At 41.4% G+C, this 22,525-nt stretch carries 24 protein-coding genes; 1 reads left to right on the top strand and 23 read right to left on the bottom strand.

All coding sequences use genetic code 11. The features are described from left to right. Positions 1 to 36 precede the first annotated feature (36 nt). The 19 genes from trmFO to smc form a co-directional block, all read right to left on the bottom strand. On the bottom strand, positions 37 to 1,341 hold the full coding sequence (trmFO, locus tag AC0VYO_RS09760) for an FADH(2)-oxidizing methylenetetrahydrofolate--tRNA-(uracil(54)-C(5))-methyltransferase TrmFO (RefSeq protein ID WP_427391991.1): 1,305 nt from the start codon (positions 1,339 to 1,341) through the stop codon (positions 37 to 39). Positions 1,342 to 1,356: 15 nt separating this feature from the next. Continuing rightward, positions 1,357 to 3,429: a type I DNA topoisomerase gene (topA, locus tag AC0VYO_RS09755; protein WP_430242685.1), complete on the bottom strand. Its 2,073-nt coding sequence runs from the start codon at positions 3,427 to 3,429 to the stop codon at positions 1,357 to 1,359. A gap of 71 nt (positions 3,430 to 3,500) precedes the next feature. Continuing rightward, entirely contained in the window at positions 3,501 to 4,397 is an 897-nt protein-coding gene (gene dprA / locus AC0VYO_RS09750) for a DNA-processing protein DprA (protein ID WP_475368915.1), read from the bottom strand. Positions 4,398 to 4,481: 84 nt separating this feature from the next. Next, positions 4,482 to 5,390, bottom strand: a complete 909-nt coding sequence (sucD, locus tag AC0VYO_RS09745) for a succinate--CoA ligase subunit alpha (protein ID WP_194221410.1) — start codon at positions 5,388 to 5,390, stop codon at positions 4,482 to 4,484. Positions 5,391 to 5,406: 16 nt separating this feature from the next. Continuing rightward, on the bottom strand, positions 5,407 to 6,567 hold the full coding sequence (gene sucC / locus AC0VYO_RS09740) for an ADP-forming succinate--CoA ligase subunit beta (RefSeq protein ID WP_194221409.1): 1,161 nt from the start codon (positions 6,565 to 6,567) through the stop codon (positions 5,407 to 5,409). Positions 6,568 to 6,857: 290 nt separating this feature from the next. Next, entirely contained in the window at positions 6,858 to 7,034 is a 177-nt protein-coding gene (locus AC0VYO_RS09735; protein WP_303531272.1) for a hypothetical protein, read from the bottom strand. Between the two features lie 65 nt (positions 7,035 to 7,099). Next, entirely contained in the window at positions 7,100 to 7,879 is a 780-nt protein-coding gene (locus tag AC0VYO_RS09730) for a ribonuclease HII (protein WP_430242694.1), read from the bottom strand. Between the two features lie 51 nt (positions 7,880 to 7,930). Next, complete coding sequence (ylqF, locus tag AC0VYO_RS09725) at positions 7,931 to 8,779, bottom strand: ribosome biogenesis GTPase YlqF (protein WP_194221406.1); 849 nt, start codon at positions 8,777 to 8,779, stop codon at positions 7,931 to 7,933. A gap of 50 nt (positions 8,780 to 8,829) precedes the next feature. Further along, entirely contained in the window at positions 8,830 to 9,393 is a 564-nt protein-coding gene (gene lepB, locus AC0VYO_RS09720) for a signal peptidase I (RefSeq protein WP_303531268.1), read from the bottom strand. A 172-nt stretch (positions 9,394 to 9,565) separates the two neighbouring features. Beyond that, complete coding sequence (gene rplS, locus AC0VYO_RS09715) at positions 9,566 to 9,910, bottom strand: 50S ribosomal protein L19 (protein ID WP_098443362.1); 345 nt, start codon at positions 9,908 to 9,910, stop codon at positions 9,566 to 9,568. A 127-nt stretch (positions 9,911 to 10,037) separates the two neighbouring features. Next, a complete protein-coding gene (gene trmD, locus AC0VYO_RS09710; RefSeq protein WP_475367480.1) occupies positions 10,038 to 10,769 on the bottom strand; it encodes a tRNA (guanosine(37)-N1)-methyltransferase TrmD in 732 nt (243 codons plus the stop codon). 1 nt (position 10,770) lies between these two features. After that, complete coding sequence (rimM, locus tag AC0VYO_RS09705; RefSeq protein WP_226612822.1) at positions 10,771 to 11,286, bottom strand: ribosome maturation factor RimM; 516 nt, start codon at positions 11,284 to 11,286, stop codon at positions 10,771 to 10,773. Further along, complete coding sequence (locus tag AC0VYO_RS09700; protein WP_430242703.1) at positions 11,283 to 11,699, bottom strand: YlqD family protein; 417 nt, start codon at positions 11,697 to 11,699, stop codon at positions 11,283 to 11,285. The genes rimM and AC0VYO_RS09700 overlap by 4 nt, the downstream gene beginning before the upstream one ends. 378 nt (positions 11,700 to 12,077) lie before the next feature. Further along, on the bottom strand, positions 12,078 to 12,305 hold the full coding sequence (locus tag AC0VYO_RS09695; protein ID WP_430242706.1) for a KH domain-containing protein: 228 nt from the start codon (positions 12,303 to 12,305) through the stop codon (positions 12,078 to 12,080). 82 nt (positions 12,306 to 12,387) lie between these two features. Further along, positions 12,388 to 12,660 (bottom strand): 30S ribosomal protein S16, encoded by a 273-nt coding sequence (gene rpsP / locus AC0VYO_RS09690; protein ID WP_098443358.1) that lies wholly within the window; start codon positions 12,658 to 12,660, stop codon positions 12,388 to 12,390. An 83-nt stretch (positions 12,661 to 12,743) separates the two neighbouring features. Continuing rightward, the gene (gene ffh / locus AC0VYO_RS09685; RefSeq protein ID WP_194221401.1) at positions 12,744 to 14,093 is read right to left on the bottom strand and encodes a signal recognition particle protein; all 1,350 of its coding nucleotides are present in this window, start codon (positions 14,091 to 14,093) and stop codon (positions 12,744 to 12,746) included. Positions 14,094 to 14,105: 12 nt separating this feature from the next. Beyond that, positions 14,106 to 14,435, bottom strand: coding sequence for a putative DNA-binding protein (locus AC0VYO_RS09680; RefSeq protein WP_194221400.1), 330 nt, complete (start codon positions 14,433 to 14,435; stop codon positions 14,106 to 14,108). 101 nt (positions 14,436 to 14,536) lie between these two features. After that, positions 14,537 to 15,532 (bottom strand): signal recognition particle-docking protein FtsY, encoded by a 996-nt coding sequence (ftsY, locus tag AC0VYO_RS09675; RefSeq protein WP_194221399.1) that lies wholly within the window; start codon positions 15,530 to 15,532, stop codon positions 14,537 to 14,539. 18 nt (positions 15,533 to 15,550) lie between these two features. After that, positions 15,551 to 19,114: a chromosome segregation protein SMC gene (smc, locus tag AC0VYO_RS09670; protein WP_475368914.1), complete on the bottom strand. Its 3,564-nt coding sequence runs from the start codon at positions 19,112 to 19,114 to the stop codon at positions 15,551 to 15,553. 245 nt (positions 19,115 to 19,359) lie between these two features. On the opposite strand from smc, the gene AC0VYO_RS09665 reads away from it, so the two are divergent. After that, on the top strand, positions 19,360 to 19,584 hold the full coding sequence (locus AC0VYO_RS09665) for a DUF1128 domain-containing protein (protein ID WP_194221397.1): 225 nt from the start codon (positions 19,360 to 19,362) through the stop codon (positions 19,582 to 19,584). A 46-nt stretch (positions 19,585 to 19,630) separates the two neighbouring features. Here the strand turns inward: AC0VYO_RS09665 and rnc are convergent, their stop codons facing one another. From rnc to fabD, 4 genes are all read right to left on the bottom strand, one after another. Further along, the gene (gene rnc, locus AC0VYO_RS09660; protein WP_194221396.1) at positions 19,631 to 20,422 is read right to left on the bottom strand and encodes a ribonuclease III; all 792 of its coding nucleotides are present in this window, start codon (positions 20,420 to 20,422) and stop codon (positions 19,631 to 19,633) included. Positions 20,423 to 20,537: 115 nt separating this feature from the next. Further along, positions 20,538 to 20,771 carry an acyl carrier protein gene (gene acpP / locus AC0VYO_RS09655; RefSeq protein ID WP_048309824.1) on the bottom strand — a complete coding sequence of 78 codons (234 nt, stop codon included), beginning with the start codon at positions 20,769 to 20,771 and terminating at the stop codon, positions 20,538 to 20,540. A gap of 67 nt (positions 20,772 to 20,838) precedes the next feature. Then, positions 20,839 to 21,579 carry a 3-oxoacyl-[acyl-carrier-protein] reductase gene (gene fabG, locus AC0VYO_RS09650; protein ID WP_475367271.1) on the bottom strand — a complete coding sequence of 247 codons (741 nt, stop codon included), beginning with the start codon at positions 21,577 to 21,579 and terminating at the stop codon, positions 20,839 to 20,841. 3 nt (positions 21,580 to 21,582) lie between these two features. Beyond that, positions 21,583 to 22,524: an ACP S-malonyltransferase gene (gene fabD, locus AC0VYO_RS09645; RefSeq protein WP_430242719.1), complete on the bottom strand. Its 942-nt coding sequence runs from the start codon at positions 22,522 to 22,524 to the stop codon at positions 21,583 to 21,585. Position 22,525 lies beyond the last annotated feature (1 nt).

Below are 22,525 nucleotides of genomic sequence, written 5' to 3'. Positions count from 1 at the left end.
ATCGTATCACAATTTAGAAGCCTTAGCAATAGGAATTTACAATCTTTTTACAAAATTCTGAATTGTTTCTAACGCTCGATTAGCGATCGTTTCATTACGCTCTTTCTTGCCTTTAATTCGCGTTTCAAGCGGTGGGAACAAACCAAAGTTAGCATTCATCGGTTGGAAGTTATCCGGATTAGCCGTCGTAATATAATTCGCTAGACTACCAAGCGCAGTTTCTTCAGGAAACACTAGCGGCTCTTCATCCTTCATTAGTCGAGCAGCGTTAAATCCAGCGATTAGTCCAGATGCCGCTGATTCTACGTACCCTTCCACACCTGTCATTTGACCTGCAAAGAATAGATTCTCGCGATCTTTGTATTGGTAAGTAGCTTTCAATAAGTTCGGAGAGTTAATAAACGTATTTCGATGCATTACGCCATAACGTACGATGTCCGCGTTCTCAAGTCCAGGAATTAAGCGAATCACTTCTTTTTGCGGTCCCCATTTGAGATGCGTTTGGAATCCAACAATATTATATAGGGTACCAGAAGCATTATCCTGCCTTAGTTGAACGACAGCGTAAGGACGCTTTCCTGTTCTAGGATCCTCAAGACCCACAGGTTTAAGAGGACCAAACGTCATCGTCTTCTGCCCGCGCTGGGCCATTACTTCAATTGGCATACATCCTTCGAAGAAAATTTCCTTCTCAAATTCTTTAAGCGGAACCGTTTCAGCTGAAATAAGTGCTTCATAGAACGTATTAAATTCTTCTTCCGTCATTGGACAGTTTAAGTAAGCTGCCTCTCCCTTATCATAGCGTGACTTCTTATACACTTTCTCCATATCAATGCTTTCCGTTTCGATAATAGGAGCAGCAGCATCATAAAAGTATAGGTACTCTTCTCCGCTTAAAGCCTTTAACTGATCTGAGAGATCCTTAGAAGTTAGCGGGCCTGTCGCTATAATTGTTGGCCCTTCAGGGATTTTTGTACACTCTTCCGAAAAAACCGTTACGTTTGGATGGTTTTTAACATTCTCCGTTACCTTCGCAGCGAATTCATGACGATCCACAGCCAGTGCACCACCAGCCGGAACGGCACATTCGTCAGCAGACTTAATGATAACTGAATCCATTCGACGCATTTCTTCCTTTAAAACGCCGACTGCATTTGTTAACGTATTCGCTCTTAGTGAATTACTACATACTAGCTCAGCAAATTTATCGGTATGGTGAGCAGGCGTTTGCTTCTTAGGACGCATCTCATAGAGATGAACGTCCACTCCTTGCTTTGCAAGTTGCCACGCTGCTTCACTTCCAGCAAGTCCGGCACCGATTACCGTCACATGTTTACTCATTGCCATAACCCCTTACTAGTTTTCTTCTTCAACGAAATCGCAGTTTACGCATTTGATTTCTTTCTTTTTCTTCGTTTTCTTCTCGACAAGTAAATCACCGCATTTAGGACATGGTCTCTTGATTGGTTTATCCCATGAAAGAAAATCACATTCAGGAAAACGATCGCAACCATAGAAAAGACGGTTCTTTTTACTTTTTCGCTCTACAACATTACCTTCTTTACACTTCGGACAGGTAACGCCAACTTCTTTAAGGATTGGTTTTGTATTACGGCAATCAGGAAAGTTTGAGCAAGCCATGAATTTCCCATAGCGTCCCATCTTGATGACCATAGGTGAACCACACTTCTCACAATCTTCTCCAGCGGGTTCATCTTTAATCTCGACTTCCTTCATTTCTTCCTCGGCTACTTTCAGCCGCTTTTCGAAGTTTTGATAAAATTCATTGATGACAGAAATCCATTCTGCATCGCCATCCTCAATTTTGTCAAGATCATTTTCTAATCCAGCAGTGAATTCAATATTGATGATATCCTGGAAGAACTCCAAAATCAGTTCTAATACAATTTCACCGAGCTCAGTTGGCACAAATTTCTTATCTTCTAACGCCACATACCCTCGACGTTGAATCGTATCAAGCGTAGGAGCGTAAGTAGAAGGGCGGCCTATACCGAGTTCTTCCATTGTTTTAACAAGGCGAGCTTCTGAATATCTCGGCGGTGGCTGTGTGAAGTGCTGAGAAGGATCAATTTCTGACGTAGAAACATCCATGCCTTCTTCAAGGTCAGGAAGCATTTTATCTTCTTCCTTTTTATTGTCGTCGTTTCCTTCAACGTACACCTTCATAAACCCTTTGAATTTCACTTTAGAACCAGTCGCACGGAAGATCGTTCCGTTGTTCTCAAGATCTACACTCATCGTGTCCATAATAGCCGGTGCCATCTGACTGGCTACAAAACGCTCCCAGATGAGCTTGTATAAACGGAGCTGATCGCGCTTTAAGTAAGCCTTCATCTCAGATGGATCACGCATAACCGATGTCGGTCGAACCGCTTCGTGAGCATCTTGTGATTTACCTGATTGTTTCTTAGCAGGCTTTTTAGCTGATAAGTATGTGTCTCCATATTTACCTTGAATGTATTCCTTCGCTTCATCCTTCGCTGTTTCAGAGATGCGTGTTGAGTCAGTTCTCATGTACGTAATTAAACCGACTGTACCTTGTTTACCAATCGCAATCCCCTCGTAAAGCTGCTGAGCAAGCATCATTGTTTTCTTCGCTCTGAAGTTTAACTTTCTTGCTGCTTCCTGTTGAAGAGAAGATGTTGTAAATGGAAGGGCTGGGTTTCGCTTACGTTCTTTCTTTTGAACGGATTGGATCTCAAACTGATCTCCTTCAATGCGCTTTAACACGTTGTCGACGTCTTCACGTGATTGAAGATCTGTTTTCTTTCCATCCACTCCGTAAAACCCAGCTTCGAATTGCTCTCCATCTTTTTCGAAAGAAGCTTTGATTTTCCAATATTCTTCTGCCTGGAAATTCTGAATCTCTTTCTCTCTTTCAATGATAAGGCGAACTGCAACGGATTGAACTCGTCCAGCACTTAGGCCTTTCTTCACTTTTTTCCATAATAATGGACTGATGTTATACCCAACAAGACGGTCAAGTACTCGACGCGCTTGCTGTGCATCCACTAAATCCATGTTAATTGGTCTCGGCTGCTTGAAAGCATCCTTTACCGCATCTTTTGTAATTTCGTTAAATACGACCCTGCATTCAGTTTGCTCATCAATCTTCAAACTGTGAGCTAGATGCCACGCAATCGCTTCCCCTTCGCGATCGGGGTCAGCTGCGAGATAGACTTTCTTCGCTTTTTTGGCTGCATCTTTAATTTCCTTAAGGACAGGGCCTTTCCCGCGTATTGTTATATATTTAGGAGCATAGTTGTTTTCCACATCAACGCCCATCTGACTTCTTGGCAGGTCAATGACATGACCTAATGAGGCTTTCACCTGATATTTCTTTCCTAAATATTTTTCAATTGTTTTTGCTTTAGCGGGAGATTCAACAATAACTAGATAATCTGCCACAATACGTTTCCTCCCCCCATTGAGGTAAATTTTAAAATCTTCCTTATTATTAAATAGTCAAAACTCGTTTGTCAAATAGTGCTAGTTTTATTTTCATGAAAATTCGGTAATTCATCAAGTATATCTTTTGCCTCTAATACTAGCTTAGCCCCCTGCTGAATAAGTCGATTTGTTCCTTCAAAGTACGAGTCAGTCATCCTGCCTGGTAAGCAAAAAACTTCTCGTCCCTGATCCATCGCTTGATCAGCAGTAATCAACGAACCACTTCGTTTTCTTGCTTCTACAATAAACGTTCCAAGCGATAATCCGCTAATAATTCGATTCCGCTCAGGAAACTGATGTTTTTCTGGTCCCCTATCTGGTGGATATTCTGAAAGCAGAAGACCGTTTTTGGCAATTATTGAAGCAAGCAGCTGATTTTCTTTAGGGTAGATATGCTTAAACCCGCTTCCAAGGACGGCAATCGTTTCTGCATTGTGATCAAGCGCGATCCGGTGTGCAAGAGTATCAACACCGAGAGCAAGACCACTTACGATCGTCCAACCTTTCGTTACGATTGGCGTTAAAATAAGTTTCATCATCGCTTCCGCATCACGCGAATGATTTCTTGATCCGACGACACTAAGGGCTCGTTGTTCATTAAGAAGCGCGGTGTTACCGATACAATATATAACCCACGGTGCATCATAAATATGCGAAAGCCTTTCAGGGTATGCTTCGTCAAATCTCGTAATAGCCCGAATTTCCCCTGCTTTAATATGAGAAAACCTCCATGGTTTTTTCATATGAAGATCTTCATATAATAAGCTCGCATGCTCTCCTGGTATGTGAAATTGTCTTAACTGAGTAGCAGACATATCATATATGCTTTGAAGCGTTGGGTCAAATGTAAGAAATGAACGCAGCACTTTCCAGTCAGTTCCTCGGCACTGATGTAACTGAATTAACCGGCTTCTAAACGTTCTCAACCATGCCTCTCCCCTATCAGCATTAAAATGTATTATTTCTCGTTATGTATAAGAGAAATAGCTCCCGAACGGGAGCTATTACCATTAAGCCTTATGTGTTGTGCACTTCTCTAGTAATCCTTTATCTTCAAGAACAGAGATGAGCGTTTCGCCCATTACAGCAGGTGTAGGTGCGACTTTAATTCCGCACGACTCCATTGTTTTGATCTTCTCGTCAGCTGTCCCTTTACCGCCAGAAATAATTGCACCGGCATGACCCATGCGCTTTCCTGGAGGCGCCGTTTGGCCACCGATAAATCCAACGACAGGCTTTGTCATGTTTGCTTTCACCCATTCTGCCGCTTCTTCTTCTGCCGTACCACCGATTTCGCCGATCATAATGACGGCGTACGTATCTTCATCTTCGTTGAAAGCTTGCAAGACATCGATAAAGTTCGTTCCGTTAACAGGATCTCCGCCGATTCCAACAGCAGTGGATTGACCGATTCCTGATTCAGAAAGCTGATGAACAGCTTCATACGTTAATGTACCAGAACGAGAAACCACTCCTACGTGACCTTTTTTGTGAATGTATCCAGGCATAATACCAATTTTACATTCATCAGGAGTAATCACACCAGGACAGTTCGGTCCTACAAGACGTGTTTTCTTTCCTTCCATATAACGCTTTACTTTCACCATATCGATGACAGGAATACCTTCCGTAATACAAATCGCAAGGTCCATTTCAGCGTCTACCGCTTCCATGATCGCATCTGCTGCAAAAGCAGGCGGAACATAGATGACAGAAGCATTAGCACCAGTTTTTTGAACAGCTTGCTCAACTGTATCAAATACGGGAACGCCTTCCACTTCAGTACCGCCCTTACCTGGCGTTACACCACCAACAATTTTCGTACCATACTCAAGCATTTGCTGTGTATGAAATAAACCAACTGATCCTGTAATTCCTTGAACGATGACTTTTGTATCTTGATTAATGTATACGCTCATTCCTAGTCCCGCCTTTCTACTTCACTAATGAAACGATTTTTTCCGCGCCGTCAGCCATAGACTCAGCAGCGGTAATATTTAATCCAGAATCTTTCAGGATTTGCTTTCCAAGATCAACATTTGTGCCTTCAAGACGAACAACAAGCGGAATTTCAAGACCTACTTGCTTCGTAGCTTCTACAACACCTTCAGCAATAACGTCACACTTCATGATCCCACCAAAAATGTTTACATAAATACCTTTAACATTTTTGTCTGATAGGATGATTTTGAAGGCTTCCGTCACTTTCTCAGCTGTTGCGCCGCCCCCAACGTCAAGGAAGTTAGCGGGGTCGCCGCCGTAATGCTTGATAATATCCATCGTAGACATTGCAAGCCCTGCACCGTTAACCATGCAGCCGATATTACCATCAAGAGCAATGTAGCTAAGCTCATATTTTGATGCTTCGATTTCCTTTGAATCCTCTTCATCAAGATCACGAAGTTCAAGGATATCTTTATGGCGATAGAGCGCATTTGGATCAAAGTTTAATTTAGCATCAAGAGCCATTACGTTCCCATCCCCAGTTGTTACAAGAGGATTGATTTCCGCAATTGAAGCATCTTTTTCTACAAAAACTTTGTATAAACCAAGCATAAACTTCACTGCTTTATTGATTTGTTCTTTCGGGATATTAATATTAAATGCTAGTCTTCTAGCCTGGTAACCCTGAAGACCTACAGCTGGATCGATCACTTCTTTGAAGATTTTCTCTGGGCTGTGTTCAGCCACTTCTTCAATTTCAGTTCCGCCTTCTTCAGATGCCATCATGACCACTCTTGACGTTACACGGTCAAGTACTAGACCAACGTAATATTCCTGTTTAATATCGCAACCTTCTTCAATAAGTAAGCGCTTTACTTCCTTACCTTCTGGTCCCGTTTGATGAGTAACTAGTGTTTTTCCGAGGATCTCCTCAGCGTATGTACGAACTTCCTCAAGGTTCTTGGCAATTTTAACACCGCCAGCTTTTCCTCGACCACCTGCGTGGATTTGTGCTTTTACAACGTAAACTTTGCTGTCTAATTGTTTTGCAACGTCCACAGCTTCTTTCGCGGAGTATGCGACTTGTCCATTAGGGACTGATACCCCGTAGCTTCTTAGGACTTCTTTTCCTTGATATTCATGGATATTCATTCTCTCATCCTCCTATCCTAGTCAATCAAATCTTTGACGACGTTTTCATTGTATAGAAAATTCACACCGATTGTCTACCCTTTTGCATAAAGTCTCTGTTCTTTCTTGCAAATATTGTTCCAATTTATCCAGGAAAGTAGCTGTATGGCGATTGTTTCGCTCTTTCTTAGATGTAAAAATTGCCACTTTTCGCAAAAAACGCTGCGTGAGTCTCACCGATACTCGAAACTTTCAACTTTTTATTGATGAAACAAGATTGATGACTAAAATTACAAAAAAAGAAGAGGGGGCTATCTCCCCTCTTCCCGTTCGTCTCTTCCTGCTTTTTTAGGTGAGTTCTCTTGCTCTCTTTTTTTATGATCCGTAATCGTTAATTCTCTTGCGGCCGCAGGTGTGTAAACTCCAAATTCCTCTCCGGCTTCTTCATAAAACGAGTCGTTTTTGTCTGGACGTCCTGGATCTTTCACAAATGATTGCTCCTTCACACTAGAATAGGTATAGTATCAACTGTTTCAGCCTATTCATACACCATTTATAGCAAGCCTAAGCGATCTCTTACAGGAGCAAATGATTTTCGATGTGCATCCGTGACACCATATTGATCAAGAGCAGCGAGATGTTCTTTCGTTCCATACCCCACATGTCGCTCAAATCCATATTGAGGATAAGTTTCTGCTAATTTTACCATCATGCGGTCACGTGTCACCTTCGCAACGATTGAGGCTGCTGCAATACTAACACTTCTCGCGTCACCTTTAATGAGCGATTCCTGATCGATTTGTAGTGGGATGTGCATGGCATCCACTAGTAAGAAATCAGCTTGGACGTTCAATCCCTCAACGGCTTGTTGCATTGCTTTTTTGGTTGCTTGATAAATATTTAATTCATCAATTTCGCTTGAACTAACAACGCCAATTCCAATTGAAATAGCATCCTTATGTATCTGATCAAACAAGTCATTGAGTTTCGCATGAGACAGTTTTTTTGAATCCTGCAGCCCAAGAATAGGTACGTCAGGGTTTAAAATGACCGCTGAAGCAACCACAGGGCCTGCTAAAGGGCCTCTTCCTACCTCATCGACTCCTGCTATAGCAAGACGACCTTGTTCTCTGTAATGAGCTTCTAAGACGCTCATCTCTTCATGCATTTGAAGTATTTTTATTTTTTCTTGCTCTTTCTTTCCTTCTCTAGCAATTAAGCTCATCACACCTTTGCGTGTATCCTGTTTCCATGCTTCCCAATCATCGTTAGTATATTGCCCTTGCTTCAACATCTGGGTAATTTCTTTAATTGACTTTAGTTTTTCACTCATTGAATCTCCTCTTTCTCTTCAGTTCATTTAAAAAAGGTAAGGCTCATGGCCTTACCTTTCTGGCGTCTCAAGTGTCACATCGCCCAATTTACCACTTCGAAGCTCACGAAGCACGGTCTCAGCTGTTTTATCGTAATCAATCCAGCCGCCACTCATTAAAAAGCCACGTTTTTTCCCAATTTCATCAAACAACTCTACAACATCTTCAGGTATATCCTCAAGGTGATAGCGATCCTTCAAGCGATTAGGATAATATTCACTCATGAATTTGAGCACATATACCGAAATATCCTGAAAATCCAGGATTTCATCTTTAATCGCTCCGGTAGCAGCCAGTTTATATCCGGTTATCTGATCTTCAAACTTAGGCCATAAAATACCTGGCGTGTCGAGAAGGTCCATTTCATCGCCTACTTTGATCCACTGCTGCTTTTTTGTAATACCTGGTCGATCTCCTGTTTTAGCAATCTTCTTCCCCGCTAAACGGTTGATTAAGGTAGATTTCCCAACGTTAGGAATTCCTAAGATTAAGGCCCGAACCGCACGCGGCTTCATGCCTTTCTCGATCATCCGATCAATCTTATCACTCATTAGCTCTCTTGCTGCTGCAGGAATACTTTTCACGCCTTTACCGGTTTGCGAATCAATTGCCAATGCTTTATGTCCTTGCGATTGAAAATAGTGTTTCCATTCAGTTGTTTTCTGATCATCCGCCATATCTGCTTTATTAAGCAAAATTAGTCTTGGCTTTGAAGAAACTATTTCATCAATCATCGGATTCCTTGAAGCAAGCGGGATGCGTGCATCCACTAGTTCAATTACAACATCAATCATTTTAAGCTTCTCGGTAATCTCCCGGCGTGCTTTTGCCATATGTCCGGGAAACCATTGAATCGTCATGCCATCTCCACCTATTCTCAAATCATGAGGTATCAAAAAATTCTAGATCCTCACTCCATTACTTGTATATCATTTAAGGGCCAAAAAATAACGTTTGCTTCTCCGACAACTTTTTCAACAGGAACGAAGCCAATGGAACGACTATCTTTACTATGCTGGCGATTGTCCCCCATCACAAACAATTGTCCTTCTGGAACTGTAGCTTCACCAGTTACACCAGTTAAATCAAAATCGTACGTTAAGTTCCCTTCTAACAAATCATCTTTATATGGTTCTAGATAGGGCTCCTTAACCGCTTCACCATTTACGTAAAGCATATCGCCTTTGTATTCCACCTTATCTCCAGGCAGACCAATCACTCGTTTAATATAATCTTTACCTTCGGGTGCCTCGAATACAATGATATCGAAACGTTCAGCATCACCAATATTATAGCTGATTTTGTTCACGATCATCCGATCACGATCCTGTAATGTCGGCATCATGCTTTCGCCATCAACAACAATGGGAGCAAAAATAAAATAGCGAACGGCTCCTGCTAGTATAAAAGCAATGATGAGCGCACGTATCCACTCCCAGGAATCTTTCTTCTCTGCTGATCTGGTGCTTTTCATGCTCGTTCCTCCTAATGAAAGGGTCTTTTTTACCTATTTCTTTCCCCTCTAGCCTTTCCTACAAACCTTTATAACCCGCTTTATTTTATCATAGAAAGTTACTTATTTCACATGAGTTTTTTTCAATAGAAAAAAGGAGCCTGACAATGCAAGCTCCCTTTCGCGTCTAACTTTATCGAATTTCTTTAATACGAGCGGCTTTACCACGAAGTGCACGCAAGTAGTATAGCTTAGCACGGCGAACTTTACCGCGACGAGCAACTTCAAGCTTAGCAACTTTCGGTGAATGTACAGGGAATGTACGCTCAACACCTACTCCGTAAGAAATCTTACGAACTGTAAATGTTTCACTGATTCCGCCACCACGTCGTTTAATCACAACACCTTCGAATAACTGGATACGCTCACGAGTACCTTCGACAACTTTAACGTGAACTTTCACAGTATCTCCTGGTCGGAAATTAGGAAGATCCGACTTAAGTTGGTCTTTTGTGATATCCTGGATTAACTTGTGCATCAAGTAACCCTCCTTCCACACAGATGCTCATATAAATAATCTTTCATTACAGCGGAACATCGTAATAACGTGACTAATGCCACAACTGTTATCATAGCATAGCACTTTTTAGATTACAAGAATGAATTCACTCTTTTTCTCGCTTAATATCTTGAAGAAATTTCTCTTCTTCCTTCGTCAATTCTTTCTCTCTAAGAAGATCCGGTCTTCTATTCCACGTGCGCCTTAACGATTCCTTAAGACGCCACTTACGAATAGCCTCATGATTTCCTGATAGAAGCACATCAGGCACGTTTAACCCAGCATACTCAGCAGGGCGTGTGTAGTGAGGGTGCTCTAGTAAACCACTACTAAACGAATCCATAGGAGCTGATGTATCATTACCAAGGACTCCAGGGAGAAGTCTTGTAACACTGTCAATAACGACCATGCTCCCAAGCTCTCCTCCTGTTAAGACGAAGTCACCAATGGAAATCTCATCCGTTACTAGATTTTCTCGAATACGCTCATCATAACCTTCATAATGACCGCAAATGAAAATAAGATGATCTTCCTTCGCAAGCTCTTCCGCTTTCTTTTGTGTAAACCTTTCTCCTTGAGGACACATCAGAATGACGCGTGGATGCTTTCCTGCTGAAAGATCGGCGACAGCGTCAAAAACCGGTTGAGGCGTTAACACCATACCAGCTCCCCCACCGTATGGATAATCATCAACGTTTTTATGCTTATTCGAACTATAGTCACGAAAATTAGTCACATTATAAGTCACAGCCCCATTATCCTGAGCACGCTTTAAAATCGAATGGTTAAATACACCTGAGAACATTTCAGGAAACAGCGAAAGCACATCAATCTTCATGCTAATCACGAAGTCCTTCCATTAAATGAACGGTAATTTTCCCTTCACTTAAATCGACCTGTTTCACCACTTGCTCGATGTAAGGTAACAAAAGATCCTTACCCCCGCCGGCAGTTTGAACAACCCAAACATCATTTGCTCCTGGTGAAAGAATTTCTTTTACCTTACCAAGATACTCGCCATCTTCAGTATGAACTTCAAGCCCGATAATATCACGGTAGTAGAATTCTTCTTTTGATAGCTTTCCGCCTTGATCTTCCTTTACTTTCAGAATACCTTCTTTCATGTGCTGTACTTCGTTTATATTGTGAAACCCTTCAAATGTAAGCAAATCAAACTGCTTATGCTTTCTATGTGATGAAACTGTTAAAGATACAGGCTCATCATCCTTAAACAAGTACAGCTTGTTGCCTATTGCATAACGCTCCTCTGGAAAATCTGTTCTAGAAATAACGCGTACTTCACCTCGCACGCCATGTGTATTGACGATTTTTCCTACATTAAGCCATTCTGTCATATCATAATATCCTTTCCTTTTGAGTCAGGGACGATGCTTTGCACAACCCCATCTTTTACGACTATTTTACCTTTTTGCTCTCTTCCATGCCACTCGTCCCCAATTTGAACTTCCTGAATGGATTGAATTTCACCGTCGTGAATTTCAGAACCTAAAGTCAACTGATCAAGTTGATCCATTTTGAAATCAAGGAATGACATTCGTTCAGATCTTGTCCGAATTTCTTTATCGAATTGATCAGCTATCCACTTTTGATCAGAAGGGCGTTTTTTTTGCAGGCGCTTCATTTCAAATTGAAGATGATCACATTCCCGCAGAAGAGAGGCATGTTCTTTTTGCCATTTGTCTAGATAGGAAGCCCGGCTTTCTTCAGTTAAAATTTGTTTCACATCATACGTTACAATGATTTTCATCTCGCTGCCCTCCATATGTAAATAGGACCTGATTTTCACATGATATATAGATGCAATAGAAAAACCTGGCTTCTGGCCAAGTCTTTTGAAAGGGAAAGCCTTCGTATTTGATGTTAAATCCACGTTCTCATAAGGCTATGTTAATAAATGTTATTGATTTTTGGCTAAGGCGAGTGAAACAGATATTTCATTCAATTGAGCCAAAAATCGAGATATCATCACTATAAGATAATATAGCTTATCATAAAAAAAGAACCCTTACGAACAATGAGAATTTTTATAAACGTTAGATATGGATTATGAATCTGGTGAAAGGCACGTGAATTGAAAGTTTCATTCGAGTGAGCCAAAACAAAAAAAGAGGAGTTTCATCTCCCCCTAAAGTATCTCCAACTGTACACGTTTATTGGACTGAACAGCAGCGGCGTTCATCACCGTACGAATTGATCGAGCGACCTTTCCCTGCTTCCCAATCACCTTTCCTGTGTCCTCTGCATGAACGTGAAGCTTGTATATATCCAAACTGCTTGTCTCTTCTTTTTCAACACGAACATCATCAGGATAATCGACAAGAGCTTTTACAATTGTTTCAACCAGGGCTTCCATTATACTCTACCACCTTTTTAAAAATGATGGACCTAGATACACCAAAGGAGGCTTTCAAGAAAGCCTCCTCTAAGGTGTTAAATTACTTTGTGTTTTTTGCGTTGTGAAGCTTCTCCATAAGACCTGCAGTGGAGAATAAGTTACGTACTGTATCAGAAGGCTTAGCGCCTTTAAGCATCCAATCAAGAGCTTTCTCTTCGTTGATTTTCACTTCAACTGGATTAGCAACCGGATTGTAAGTACCGATTTCCTCGATGAAGCGTCCGTCACGTGGTGCACGTGAATCAGCAACAACTACGCGATAGTAAGGAGCTCTTTTAGCACCCATACGCTTTAAACGAATTTTAACTGCCATGTGTTTCACCTCCAAAAATATTCACATAAATAAATATAATATCATAAATTTATACTCTTGTAAAGAGAAAATTTACTTCATTTTTATTGCATGAATGGGAAATTCATGCCCTTACCTTTTTTCTTACCGCCTTTAGACATGTTGGTCATCTGTTTCATCATCTTCTTCATCTCGTCAAATTGTTTCAAGAGACGATTGACATCTTGCACAGATGTTCCACTACCGACGGCAATTCTTTTTTTGCGACTCGCATTGATGAGATCAGGCTCTTCTTTCTCGCGTGTTGTCATGGATTGAATAATGGCTTCAACTCGGCCAATTTGCTTCTCATCAACACTGACATTTTTCATGGCTTTTTTGTTCATTCCAGGAATCATGTCCATCAATTCATCAAGCGGTCCCATGCTTCGAACCTGACCAAGCTGATCAAGGAAATCATCGAACGTAAAGCTCATCGTTCGCATCTTTTTCTCAAGTTCTTTAGCTTTGTCTTCATCTACTGAAGTCTGGGCTTTTTCAATGAGCGTTAAAACGTCTCCCATTCCGAGAATTCGCGATGCCATTCTCTCAGGATGAAACGGTTCAAGTGCATCGAGCTTCTCACCCATACCAGCAAACTTGATCGGTTTATCTGTTACAGACTTGATCGAAAGTGCAGCGCCACCGCGTGTGTCACCATCAAGCTTTGTGAGAATGACACCTGTTATATCAAGCGCATCATTAAAGCTTTCAGCTACATTCACAGCGTCCTGTCCTGTCATCGAATCAACGACAAGGAAAACTTCGTCAGGCGTAACAGCTTCTTTAACATCTTTTAGCTCTTGCATTAGATTTTCATCAATATGCAATCGACCGGCTGTGTCAATAATGACATAGTCAAGATGCTCTTCTTTTGCTTTTTCGATTGCTTTAGTAGCAATCTCAACCGGACTAACCTGATCGCCCATCGAGAACACCGGCATACTAAGTTGTTTACCAAGCGTTTCAAGCTGGTTAATCGCAGCAGGACGATAGATATCCGCCGCTACTAATAGTGGTTTACGGTTGTGATTTTTACGTAAATGGTTTGCAAGCTTCCCGACAGTAGTCGTCTTACCTGCACCCTGTAGTCCGGCCATCATAATAACAGTCGGCGGGCGACTTGAAACAGCAATTTTGCTCTGTTCGCCACCCATTAGCGCTGTCAGCTCTTCATTAACGACTTTAATGACCTGCTGCCCTGGCGTCAGGCTTTTCATAACTTCCTGTCCGACGGCGCGCTCTTTGACCTTATTGATAAACTGTTTTACGACTTTAAAGTTAACATCGGCTTCAAGCAAGGCTAACCTTACTTCGCGCATCATTTCTTTGACGTCAGCTTCCGTTACTTTCCCTTTACCGCGTATCTTCTGCAGGGTGTCTTGCAGTCGGTCGGCTAACCCTTCAAATGCCATGTTCGCCGCCTCCTAATCCAGTTTTTCAAGCGATGTAATCAACGGCAGCGCCTTCGAGTGTTCATTCTCACTCGCGATCGCTTCTCTAAGCTTTTCTAACAGCTCTTGCCTTTTGATATAACGCTCGAATAGCAACAGTTTTGCTTCATATTCTTCTATCATTTGTTCAGTTCGCTTAATGTTATCATAGACAGCCTGACGGCTAACTTGAAATTCTTCTGCGATTTCACCAAGTGAATAATCATCAAGGTAATACAATGCCATATAATTACGCTGTTTCGGTGTTAAAAGCGACTGATAAAAGTCGAATAACGAGTTAATTCTCATCGTTTTCTCTAGCATTGTTAACAGCCCCTTGTTAAGGTAATCACCTTTACGTTAATTATATTACTATGCGTCATTTTATTTGTCAAGATTTTTTCTTAACACAAATAATTTAGAATTTATTCTTCGTTTTCTTCCTCTTCTTCAATGATGGAAGAGAATAGTCCGTATACGAATGTATCAGGATCAAACTCCTGCAAATCATCCATTTTCTCCCCAAGCCCTACGAGTTTAACAGGGATATCCAGTTCGTGTCGAATAGCAAGCACGATTCCACCTTTTGCTGTTCCATCAAGCTTGGTTAACGCAATGCCAGACACGTCTGTTGATTGTCCAAATTGCTTCGCCTGACTCATCGCATTTTGTCCTGTAGTGGCATCTAGAACGAGAATCACCTCATGTGGACCTGATGGCACTTCACGTTGAATCACACGTTTTACTTTTTCTAGCTCATTCATAAGGTTTACTTTGTTCTGAAGACGCCCCGCTGTATCACAAAGCAATATATCTGCGTTTCGTGATTTAGCAGATTGAACAGCATCGAATACAACTGCTGCTGGATCTGAGCCTGCTTGGTGTTTAATCACATCAACTTCAGCTCGTTCACCCCATACTTCTAATTGCTCAATTGCTCCTGCTCGGAACGTATCCCCCGCTGCAAGAACCACTTTCTTTCCTTCTTGTTTAAACTTATGTGCGAGCTTTCCAATAGTAGTTGTCTTTCCTACCCCATTAACTCCAACGAACAAGAAAACCGTTAAACCTTCTTCTTGTACATTAAGAGAGCCATCTTCATCGGACTTATGAAGAAGTTCTGCTAACTTTTCTGAAATGACGCTTTGCAGTTCTTTCGTATCTTTAATGTTACGCGTTCTCGCTTCATCTTTTAATACGTCAATGAGATCCATTACAGTCGCAACACCCACATCGGCACTGATAAGAAGCTCCTCTAGCTCTTCAAAAAAATCTTCATCAACTTTGCGATAGTTTTTTACGAGGTTATTCATTTTTGTTGAGAAAGATGTTCTTGTTTTCTCAAGACCGTCTTTAAATTTTCCGCTTACTTCATCTGTTTGTGTTGTGAACTTGTCTTTTAACTTTTTAAAAAAACTCACGTTTAATCCCCCTACTCATTATTGCGATATTAATTGCTTCGATTCTTCAAGTCTAACGGAAACGAGTCGGGATACACCTGACTCTTGCATTGTAACGCCATATAGAACATCAGACTCTTCCATTGTACCTTTTCTGTGTGTAATCACAATAAACTGCGTTTTTTCACTAAATTGCTTTAAATATTTCGCAAATCGATTGACGTTCGCATCGTCTAGCGCTGCTTCTACTTCATCCAGGACGCAAAACGGAACAGGTCGAACTTTTAAAATCGAGAATAAGAGAGCGATGGCCGTGAAAGCTCGTTCTCCTCCCGATAGAAGCGCTAAATGTTGAAGTTTCTTCCCTGGCGGTTGTGCTAATATATCCACGCCTGTTGAAAGAAGATTATCCGGATCTGTTAGTACGAGATCTGCTTTACCTCCACCAAACAATTCCTTAAAGACAATTTGGAACTGCGCTCGTATTTTAGTAAATGTATCTTCAAAGCGCTTTTTCATTTCTTGATCCATTTCCTCGATCACATCATACAATGTTTTTTTCGCTTGAAGAAGATCCGCTTGCTGTTCACTAAGAAACGTATAGCGATCATTCACTCGTTCATACTCATCTATCGCACCAAGGTTAACGGTACCAAGCTCATCAATTTCTAGCTTAATGAGCTTTAGCTTACGCTTAGCATCTTCAGGTTCCAGTGTAAGAATGTGCTTTTCTTTCGCCGCTTCATAAGTCAGTCCATACTCTTCACTTAAAATAGCTAACCTGTTCTCAAGTTCTACATCAAGTCTGTTAATCCGCACCTCAACGGCCTGCATTAATCCTGAAAGCTGCTTTTCCTCTGCGATTAATAGATCGAGCTTGCTACTGACAGATTCAATCTCCTGTTGTAAAGATAACTTCACTTCACGTTCATTCTGTAGTGTTGTAAGAAGCTTCTCTTTCTCAGATCGGAATGAGACGATATTTTGGTCAAGCTTCTCCTCACCATTAGAATTGGAAGACATAGCTTCTGATAGGAGCGTAAATTCTTCGGTTGTTTCGGTTAGCTGAGCATTCGTTTCATTTTGTTCAGACGTTAAGCGGTCCAGCGTCTCTTTCTGATTCTGGAATGATTGCTGGTGCTCCGCCACTTTCACTTTAAGGTCTGTGATCTCAGTTTGTATTGTCTCACGAGACGTTTGCTGCGTTTGTTTCTTAGCAGTCAGGTTCTCGATCTTACCTTCAAGTTCTTCTGCTTGTTGAGTAATCACCTCAAGACGTTCGGTCAAATACACGTGCCGCTTCTGATGAGTTTCTACTTCCTCATCGATCGCTTTCTTCTCTCGATCGTACAGCTGCAGACGTTCGTTTGTGTTCCGTTCGTCTCCTTCAATTGCTCTCAAATCACCAAGAAGAGACTGTTCTTCAAGTCTAAGATTCTCTCCTCGTTCGCGCATTTCATCAAGGTTCTCTTCAAGATCCGCTAATATTGCTTTATCCTGCTTGATCTCCTGCTCGGCTACAGCGGTCTTCTTCTGCATATCGTCAAGCTTGTTGATCAGTAGTTCAAGATCTCGCTGACGACTTAGAAGCGATGATGATTTTTGCTTCACACTACCTCCGCTCATAGAGCCACCTGGATTAACAACATCACCTTCAAGGGTTACGACGCGCGTTCGATATTGCATGATTTTTGCAAGTTCGTTTGCACCCTTTAGGTCTTTAGCTACGAGAACAGAGCCTAATAAGTTCTCCATCACGGCCTGATACTTCGGATCGTATGTGATGAGTTCGGAAGCCACGCCTACGAAAGCTTCATTTTCCTTAGCACGATCTAAATCATAGTTCGAAATTTTTCTTGATTTCACGACTGACAGCGGAAGGAAAGTGGCTCTTCCGGAACGGTTCTTCTTCAAGAATGAGATCGCCTGTCTTCCTGCAGCCTCATCACGAACAACGACATTCTGCATCGCACCGCCAAGGGCCGTTTCAAGCGCTGTCTCTACATCTTTAGGTACTGTTATTAGTTCCGCAACTGCCCCTTCAATCCCAGTAAGGTCTTCGCGAGCTTTGAGTACTTCTTTAACACCCTGGAAGAAACCAGCATAATCATCCTGCATTTCTTCTAACATTTCTTTCTTAGACTTGTATTGTTGAATATATTGATAAGCTTGATAAAGCTTAGATTCTTTCTCACCAAGCTCTTTCTTTTTCTCTTCCACGTCATGCTTGCTTTTATAGAACCGAGACACGTGAGCTTCAAGTAGCTTCTTGGATTCGGCTAATTTTGCAGAACGTTCCTCTTTCTTTTCGTCTACAGCGCTTCGTTCTTCAATGTATTTATGATTATCTCCATCCAGTCGCTCCTTACGCTGATTAAGAACAGAAAGCTGATCTTGAAGATAGCGGTTTTCGTTTCGAATCGACGCTTGTTCGTTAAGTAGCTCGAAGTAATCCGATTTCATACGATCAAGTTCTTGTTCAATGTCTTGCTCAATATCAGAAAGAAGCTCTGTTTCTTTTCTAAGACTGGCCTTTAAGTCACTTAATTCTTTCTTTTGCTGATCAAAGCGTTTATAGTGATGCTCAATTTCTTTCTCATAATAACTTTTTTTCTCTTGTAAAAACGTCATACGCTCACTCAAATTAGTGCGATTTTGATGCGCATTTTTTTTCCGTTCCTTAAGCACTTCTTTCTTTCCTTCAAGCTTCTCTAACTCTTCACTCGTATCAAGGAGCTGCTGCTGATAAGCTTCTAACTTACTCTCAGACTGATCAAGCTTTAATCTAATATTCGTTAGCTCTTCTTTCTTAACCTTAATGGAATCGCCGAGACTGCTTTCTCTCTCCTTTAACGAATCCAATTCAGCTTTCTTTTGCTTCCATGATTGATGATACTCTTCAATTTCATGAACCGTTAGTGCCGCTTCAATCTTTTCCAAGTCTTCTCGCTTTTGCAAGTAATCTTTGGCGATCGATGCCTGCATGCGGAGTGGTTCAACTTGATCCTCCAGCTCATAAAGAATATCCTCGACGCGATGGAGGTTATCTTCTGTCTCTTTTAAACGAGTTTCCGCCTTCGTCTTGCGGGTTTTATATTTCAACACGCCCGCAGCTTCTTCAAAAATCTTGCGACGTTCTTCAGATTTGCTACTAAGAATCTCTTCAATTCTACCTTGACCAATAATGGAAAATGATTCTTTCCCTAGCCCAGAATCCATGAAGAGCTCAATGATATCTTTTAAACGACATGTCTGGTTATTTAATAAATACTCGCTATCTCCCGATCGATATACACGCCTCGTGACACTAACCTCATTATAGTCAATCGGTAGATATTGATTTGTATTATCAAGCGTAAGCGTTACTTCTGCTAAGTTGACCGCCTTTCTCGTATCGCTACCTGCGAAAATGATATCTTCCATTTTAGCGCCTCTAAGTGACTTGGCTGATTGTTCACCAAGTACCCAGCGAATGGCGTCATTTATATTACTTTTGCCGCTCCCGTTCGGGCCGACAACTGATGTTACTCCTGGGACAAACTCAACTGAAATACGATCGGCGAATGACTTAAAGCCGACTACATCTAATCGTTTGAGGAACATCATCTTTCCCCCTCATCTGTTTCATCTATGTATGCGAATCAAAACGTTTGGTTTACTTTCATCACTAACTGTCTTATTTTATCATAAAACAATGACCTCTACGATACTGAGCTGAGACATGTTACAATAAGGAAAACCCTAAAGCAAGACAATGACTCTCTCATTGTTACTTGATTGGGAAATGGTACATAGCATGGCGACATGTCGTCATTAATTAAGTCAAATGAATAAGGCAGGTGTTACGAATGGATCTTTCCATTAAATCAGAAGAAAATCTAGCTTTTATGGTTGAGAGCATTAAAGAAAAAATGCAGGTGATCAATTCTGGCATGATTAAGCCAGAATCATTCGATTTATCTTCTTATGAAGATATTCATGAAATCTATGTGATGTTAAACAAAAAACAATCACTTAGTGTTGCAGAAATGCAGGCAATCTTAGCTGAACTAGGCAAATTGCGCGCATCCTAAATCGTTAGTTAAAAGAGAATGAATCTAATGAAAAAGAATCCTGGGATCAGGATTCTTTTTCATTACGATCTTTTAAGTTTATAAGTGCTTTTTGAGCGGCCATTTGTTCGGCTTCTTTCTTTGAGCGTCCGACCCCAACACCAAGATCACTTCCATTTAACATAACTTTCGAGGAGAACTCTCTGTTATGTGCGGGTCCTTTTTCATCGGTAATAACGTAATCAATCACGCCAAGGCTTTCACGCTGAATAACTTCCTGAAGCTGGCTTTTATAATCCATCACATGAGAAAAAGCACCGGCGTTAATTTTGGGATAAACAAACTTCTCAAGAAATTCAAAGACGACTTCAAGACCTTGATCAAGATACAAAGCACAGACGAATGACTCGAATACATCAGCAAGAAGGGCAGGGCGCATTCTACCACCCGTCATCTCTTCTCCTTTGCCAAGAAGCACGAGATGTCCAAAATTCATGTCATTTGCAAACTGAACAAGTGATGGTTCACAAACAATTGCGGCTCTTAGCTTCGTTAGCTGGCCTTCACTCATATTCGGGTACTTTTCATATAAGTATCTTGATATCGTAAGCTCAAGTACGGCATCTCCAAGAAATTCAAGACGTTCATTATCCATCTGCGGATGCAGTCGATGCTCATTCACATAGGATGAATGGGTAAAAGCTTGAAAAAGAAGCTGTTCATTTTCGAACGATACACCAATTTCCTTTTGAAAAGCAGTGAATTGCGATCTGATTGCCTCTCCAACCACGAGTTGTCGTGAATGCTTAGGTTTGAAACGTCTGGCTCTCGTTTTTGGTGAATGTTTTGATTTGGACATAGATACCTCCACGACTTATCACTATCCTCTTTGTACTCTGGAGCTTTAATCATTAATAGGAATAAACCCCCAGGCTAGCGAGGTTTATTCCACAACTTCAGGGTGATCCTGAAGATTATTGATGGCTGTTTATGTAATCAATTACATCGCCAACTGTTACAATTTTCTCAGCATCTTCATCGGAAATTTCAAGATCAAATTCATCTTCAAGTTCCATGACTAATTCCACTACATCAAGGGAATCGGCACCAAGGTCGTCTTTGAAAGAAGCTTCTGGTTTAATTTCAGATTCTTCAACTCCAAGACGATCAACAATAATTTTTGTTACACGCTCTAGTGTATCTGCCATTAGACTCACCTCCCCTCAAGCTATTATAGGATATATAAAACAAAAAAACTAGATGTTGTTGAAAAAGTTACATGATCATGCCGCCGTCAATATGAAGCGTTTGACCTGTAATATAATTGGCATCGTCAGAAACGAGAAATTTCGTTGCTTTAGCGATGTCCTCAGCTGCACCGAGTCTTCCAAGTGGAATTTGACCTTTCATTCCGCTTTTCACTTCATCAGAAAGTTCGTCTGTCATATCAGTTTCGATGAAACCAGGCGCAAGCGCATTAACCGTAATGTTGCGACTAGCAAGCTCTTTAGCAGTTGTTTTCGTTAAACCGATCACGCCTGCTTTCGCTGCTACATAGTTAGCTTGACCTGCATTCCCAGCTACACCCACGACAGATGCTACGTTTACAATGCGACCGTAGCGCTGTTTCATCATTTGACGAGTAACGGACTTCGTACAGTTAAAGACACCTTTTAAGTTTGTGTCGATAACGGAATCCCACTCTTCTTCCTTCATGCGCATAATGAGATTATCACGTGTAATGCCGGCATTATTCACAAGCACCTCAAGACTTCCGAAAGTTGAAACAACTTCCTTAATCATGCCCTGAACTTCTTCCATGCTTGCTACGTTTGCTTTAATCGCAATCGCATTTCCACCAACTGCTTTAATTTCGTCTACAACGCTATTTGCTTTCGCTTCACTTCCTGCATAATTGACAGCTATGTTCATGCCCTCTTTAGCAAGCTCTAATGCAATTGCGCGTCCAATACCTCGGGAGGCTCCTGTTACTAGAGCCGTTTTATTTTCAGCCATCGTTTATTCCTCTCCTAACTTAGCAATGAGTTGATCGAGTTGTTCTGGAGTTCCGACTGCATGAACAGATGCACGACGGTTAACCTTTTTGACAAGACCGGAAAGGACATTACCTGGACCAATTTCAATAAACGTATCAACACCAAGGTCCATTAGTTTTCTTACCGTATCTTCCCATAGAACGGGTGAATAGATTTGCTCCAATAAGTGGTTCTGAATCTCTTCAGCAGAAGTAGATGGTTCAGCCGTAACGTTAGCAATGACTGGAATCGATGCATTCTTTATATCAATTGTTTCAAGTATGCCAGATAGCTGATCGGCAGCAGGCTTCATAAGACTAGAGTGGAACGGCCCACTTACTTGAAGTGGAATCACGCGCCTAGCGCCCTTCTCTTTTGCTACTTCTGAAGCTTTCTCAACACCCGCTTTTGCGCCTGAAATGACAATTTGTCCAGGACTATTTAGGTTTGCAAGCTGCACAGTATCAGTAGAAGCCGATACCTCGTCAACTACTTGTTGTAACTCTTCTCGCTCCATTCCCATAATCGCTGCCATTGCACCTTCACCTGAAGGAACTGCTTCTTCCATATAAAGCCCCCGGTTTCTAACCGCAAAAACGGCATCGGAAAAGGATAGAGCACCTGAAGCGACGAGGGCAGAATATTCCCCAAGACTATGACCAGCCGTATAATCAGCTGTAATACCTTTTTCGCGAAGAGCTTCAAGAACTGCTACGCTCGTTGTCACAAGAGCGGGCTGTGCATTTTCCGTTCTCGTTAGCGTCTCAATTGGACCGTTCATAATCAATTTAGTTAATTCAAAGTTTAAGCGATGATCCGCTTCTGTAAATACATCTTTTGATACAGAATAAGCTTCCATAAAATCCTGTCCCATCCCGACTGCCTGTGAACCTTGGCCCGGGAATAAAAAGGCTGTTTTACCCATA

It is taken from the genome of Anaerobacillus sp. 63XJN7_4_ISO-PGPR-S23-413 (genome assembly GCF_056173725.1).
Note: the sequence above shows the minus strand (reverse complement) of the source record. Positions and strands in the feature narration are given on the sequence as shown.

Bases quoted from the DNA above. Each gene is read 5' to 3' on its own strand.
- rnc (WP_194221396.1), bottom strand. From the start codon at position 20,422: ATGTCCAAATCAAAACATTCACCAAAAACGAGAGCCAGACGTTTCAAA.
- trmD (WP_475367480.1), bottom strand. From the start codon at position 10,769: ATGAAGATTGATGTGCTTTCGCTGTTTCCTGAAATGTTCTCAGGTGTA.
- rpsP (WP_098443358.1), bottom strand. From the start codon at position 12,660: ATGGCAGTTAAAATTCGTTTAAAGCGTATGGGTGCTAAAAGAGCTCCT.
- rplS (WP_098443362.1), bottom strand. From the start codon at position 9,910: ATGCACAAGTTAATCCAGGATATCACAAAAGACCAACTTAAGTCGGAT.
- AC0VYO_RS09695 (WP_430242706.1), bottom strand. From the start codon at position 12,305: ATGGAAGCCCTGGTTGAAACAATTGTAAAAGCTCTTGTCGATTATCCT.
- fabG (WP_475367271.1), bottom strand. From the start codon at position 21,579: ATGGCTGAAAATAAAACGGCTCTAGTAACAGGAGCCTCCCGAGGTATT.
- ffh (WP_194221401.1), bottom strand. From the start codon at position 14,093: ATGGCATTTGAAGGGTTAGCCGACCGACTGCAAGACACCCTGCAGAAG.
- AC0VYO_RS09730 (WP_430242694.1), bottom strand. From the start codon at position 7,879: ATGAGTGAAAAACTAAAGTCAATTAAAGAAATTACCCAGATGTTGAAG.
- rimM (WP_226612822.1), bottom strand. From the start codon at position 11,286: ATGACAGAATGGCTTAATGTAGGAAAAATCGTCAATACACATGGCGTG.
- smc (WP_475368914.1), bottom strand. From the start codon at position 19,114: ATGTTCCTCAAACGATTAGATGTAGTCGGCTTTAAGTCATTCGCCGAT.
- AC0VYO_RS09680 (WP_194221400.1), bottom strand. From the start codon at position 14,435: ATGCTAGAGAAAACGATGAGAATTAACTCGTTATTCGACTTTTATCAG.
- lepB (WP_303531268.1), bottom strand. From the start codon at position 9,393: ATGAAAAGCACCAGATCAGCAGAGAAGAAAGATTCCTGGGAGTGGATA.
- AC0VYO_RS09700 (WP_430242703.1), bottom strand. From the start codon at position 11,699: ATGAAAATCATTGTAACGTATGATGTGAAACAAATTTTAACTGAAGAA.
- sucC (WP_194221409.1), bottom strand. From the start codon at position 6,567: ATGAATATCCATGAATATCAAGGAAAAGAAGTCCTAAGAAGCTACGGG.
- fabD (WP_430242719.1), bottom strand. From the start codon at position 22,524: ATGGGTAAAACAGCCTTTTTATTCCCGGGCCAAGGTTCACAGGCAGTC.
- trmFO (WP_427391991.1), bottom strand. From the start codon at position 1,341: ATGAGTAAACATGTGACGGTAATCGGTGCCGGACTTGCTGGAAGTGAA.
- sucD (WP_194221410.1), bottom strand. From the start codon at position 5,390: ATGAGCGTATACATTAATCAAGATACAAAAGTCATCGTTCAAGGAATT.
- AC0VYO_RS09665 (WP_194221397.1), top strand. From the start codon at position 19,360: ATGGATCTTTCCATTAAATCAGAAGAAAATCTAGCTTTTATGGTTGAG.
- ylqF (WP_194221406.1), bottom strand. From the start codon at position 8,779: ATGACGATTCAATGGTTTCCCGGACATATGGCAAAAGCACGCCGGGAG.
- acpP (WP_048309824.1), bottom strand. From the start codon at position 20,771: ATGGCAGATACACTAGAGCGTGTAACAAAAATTATTGTTGATCGTCTT.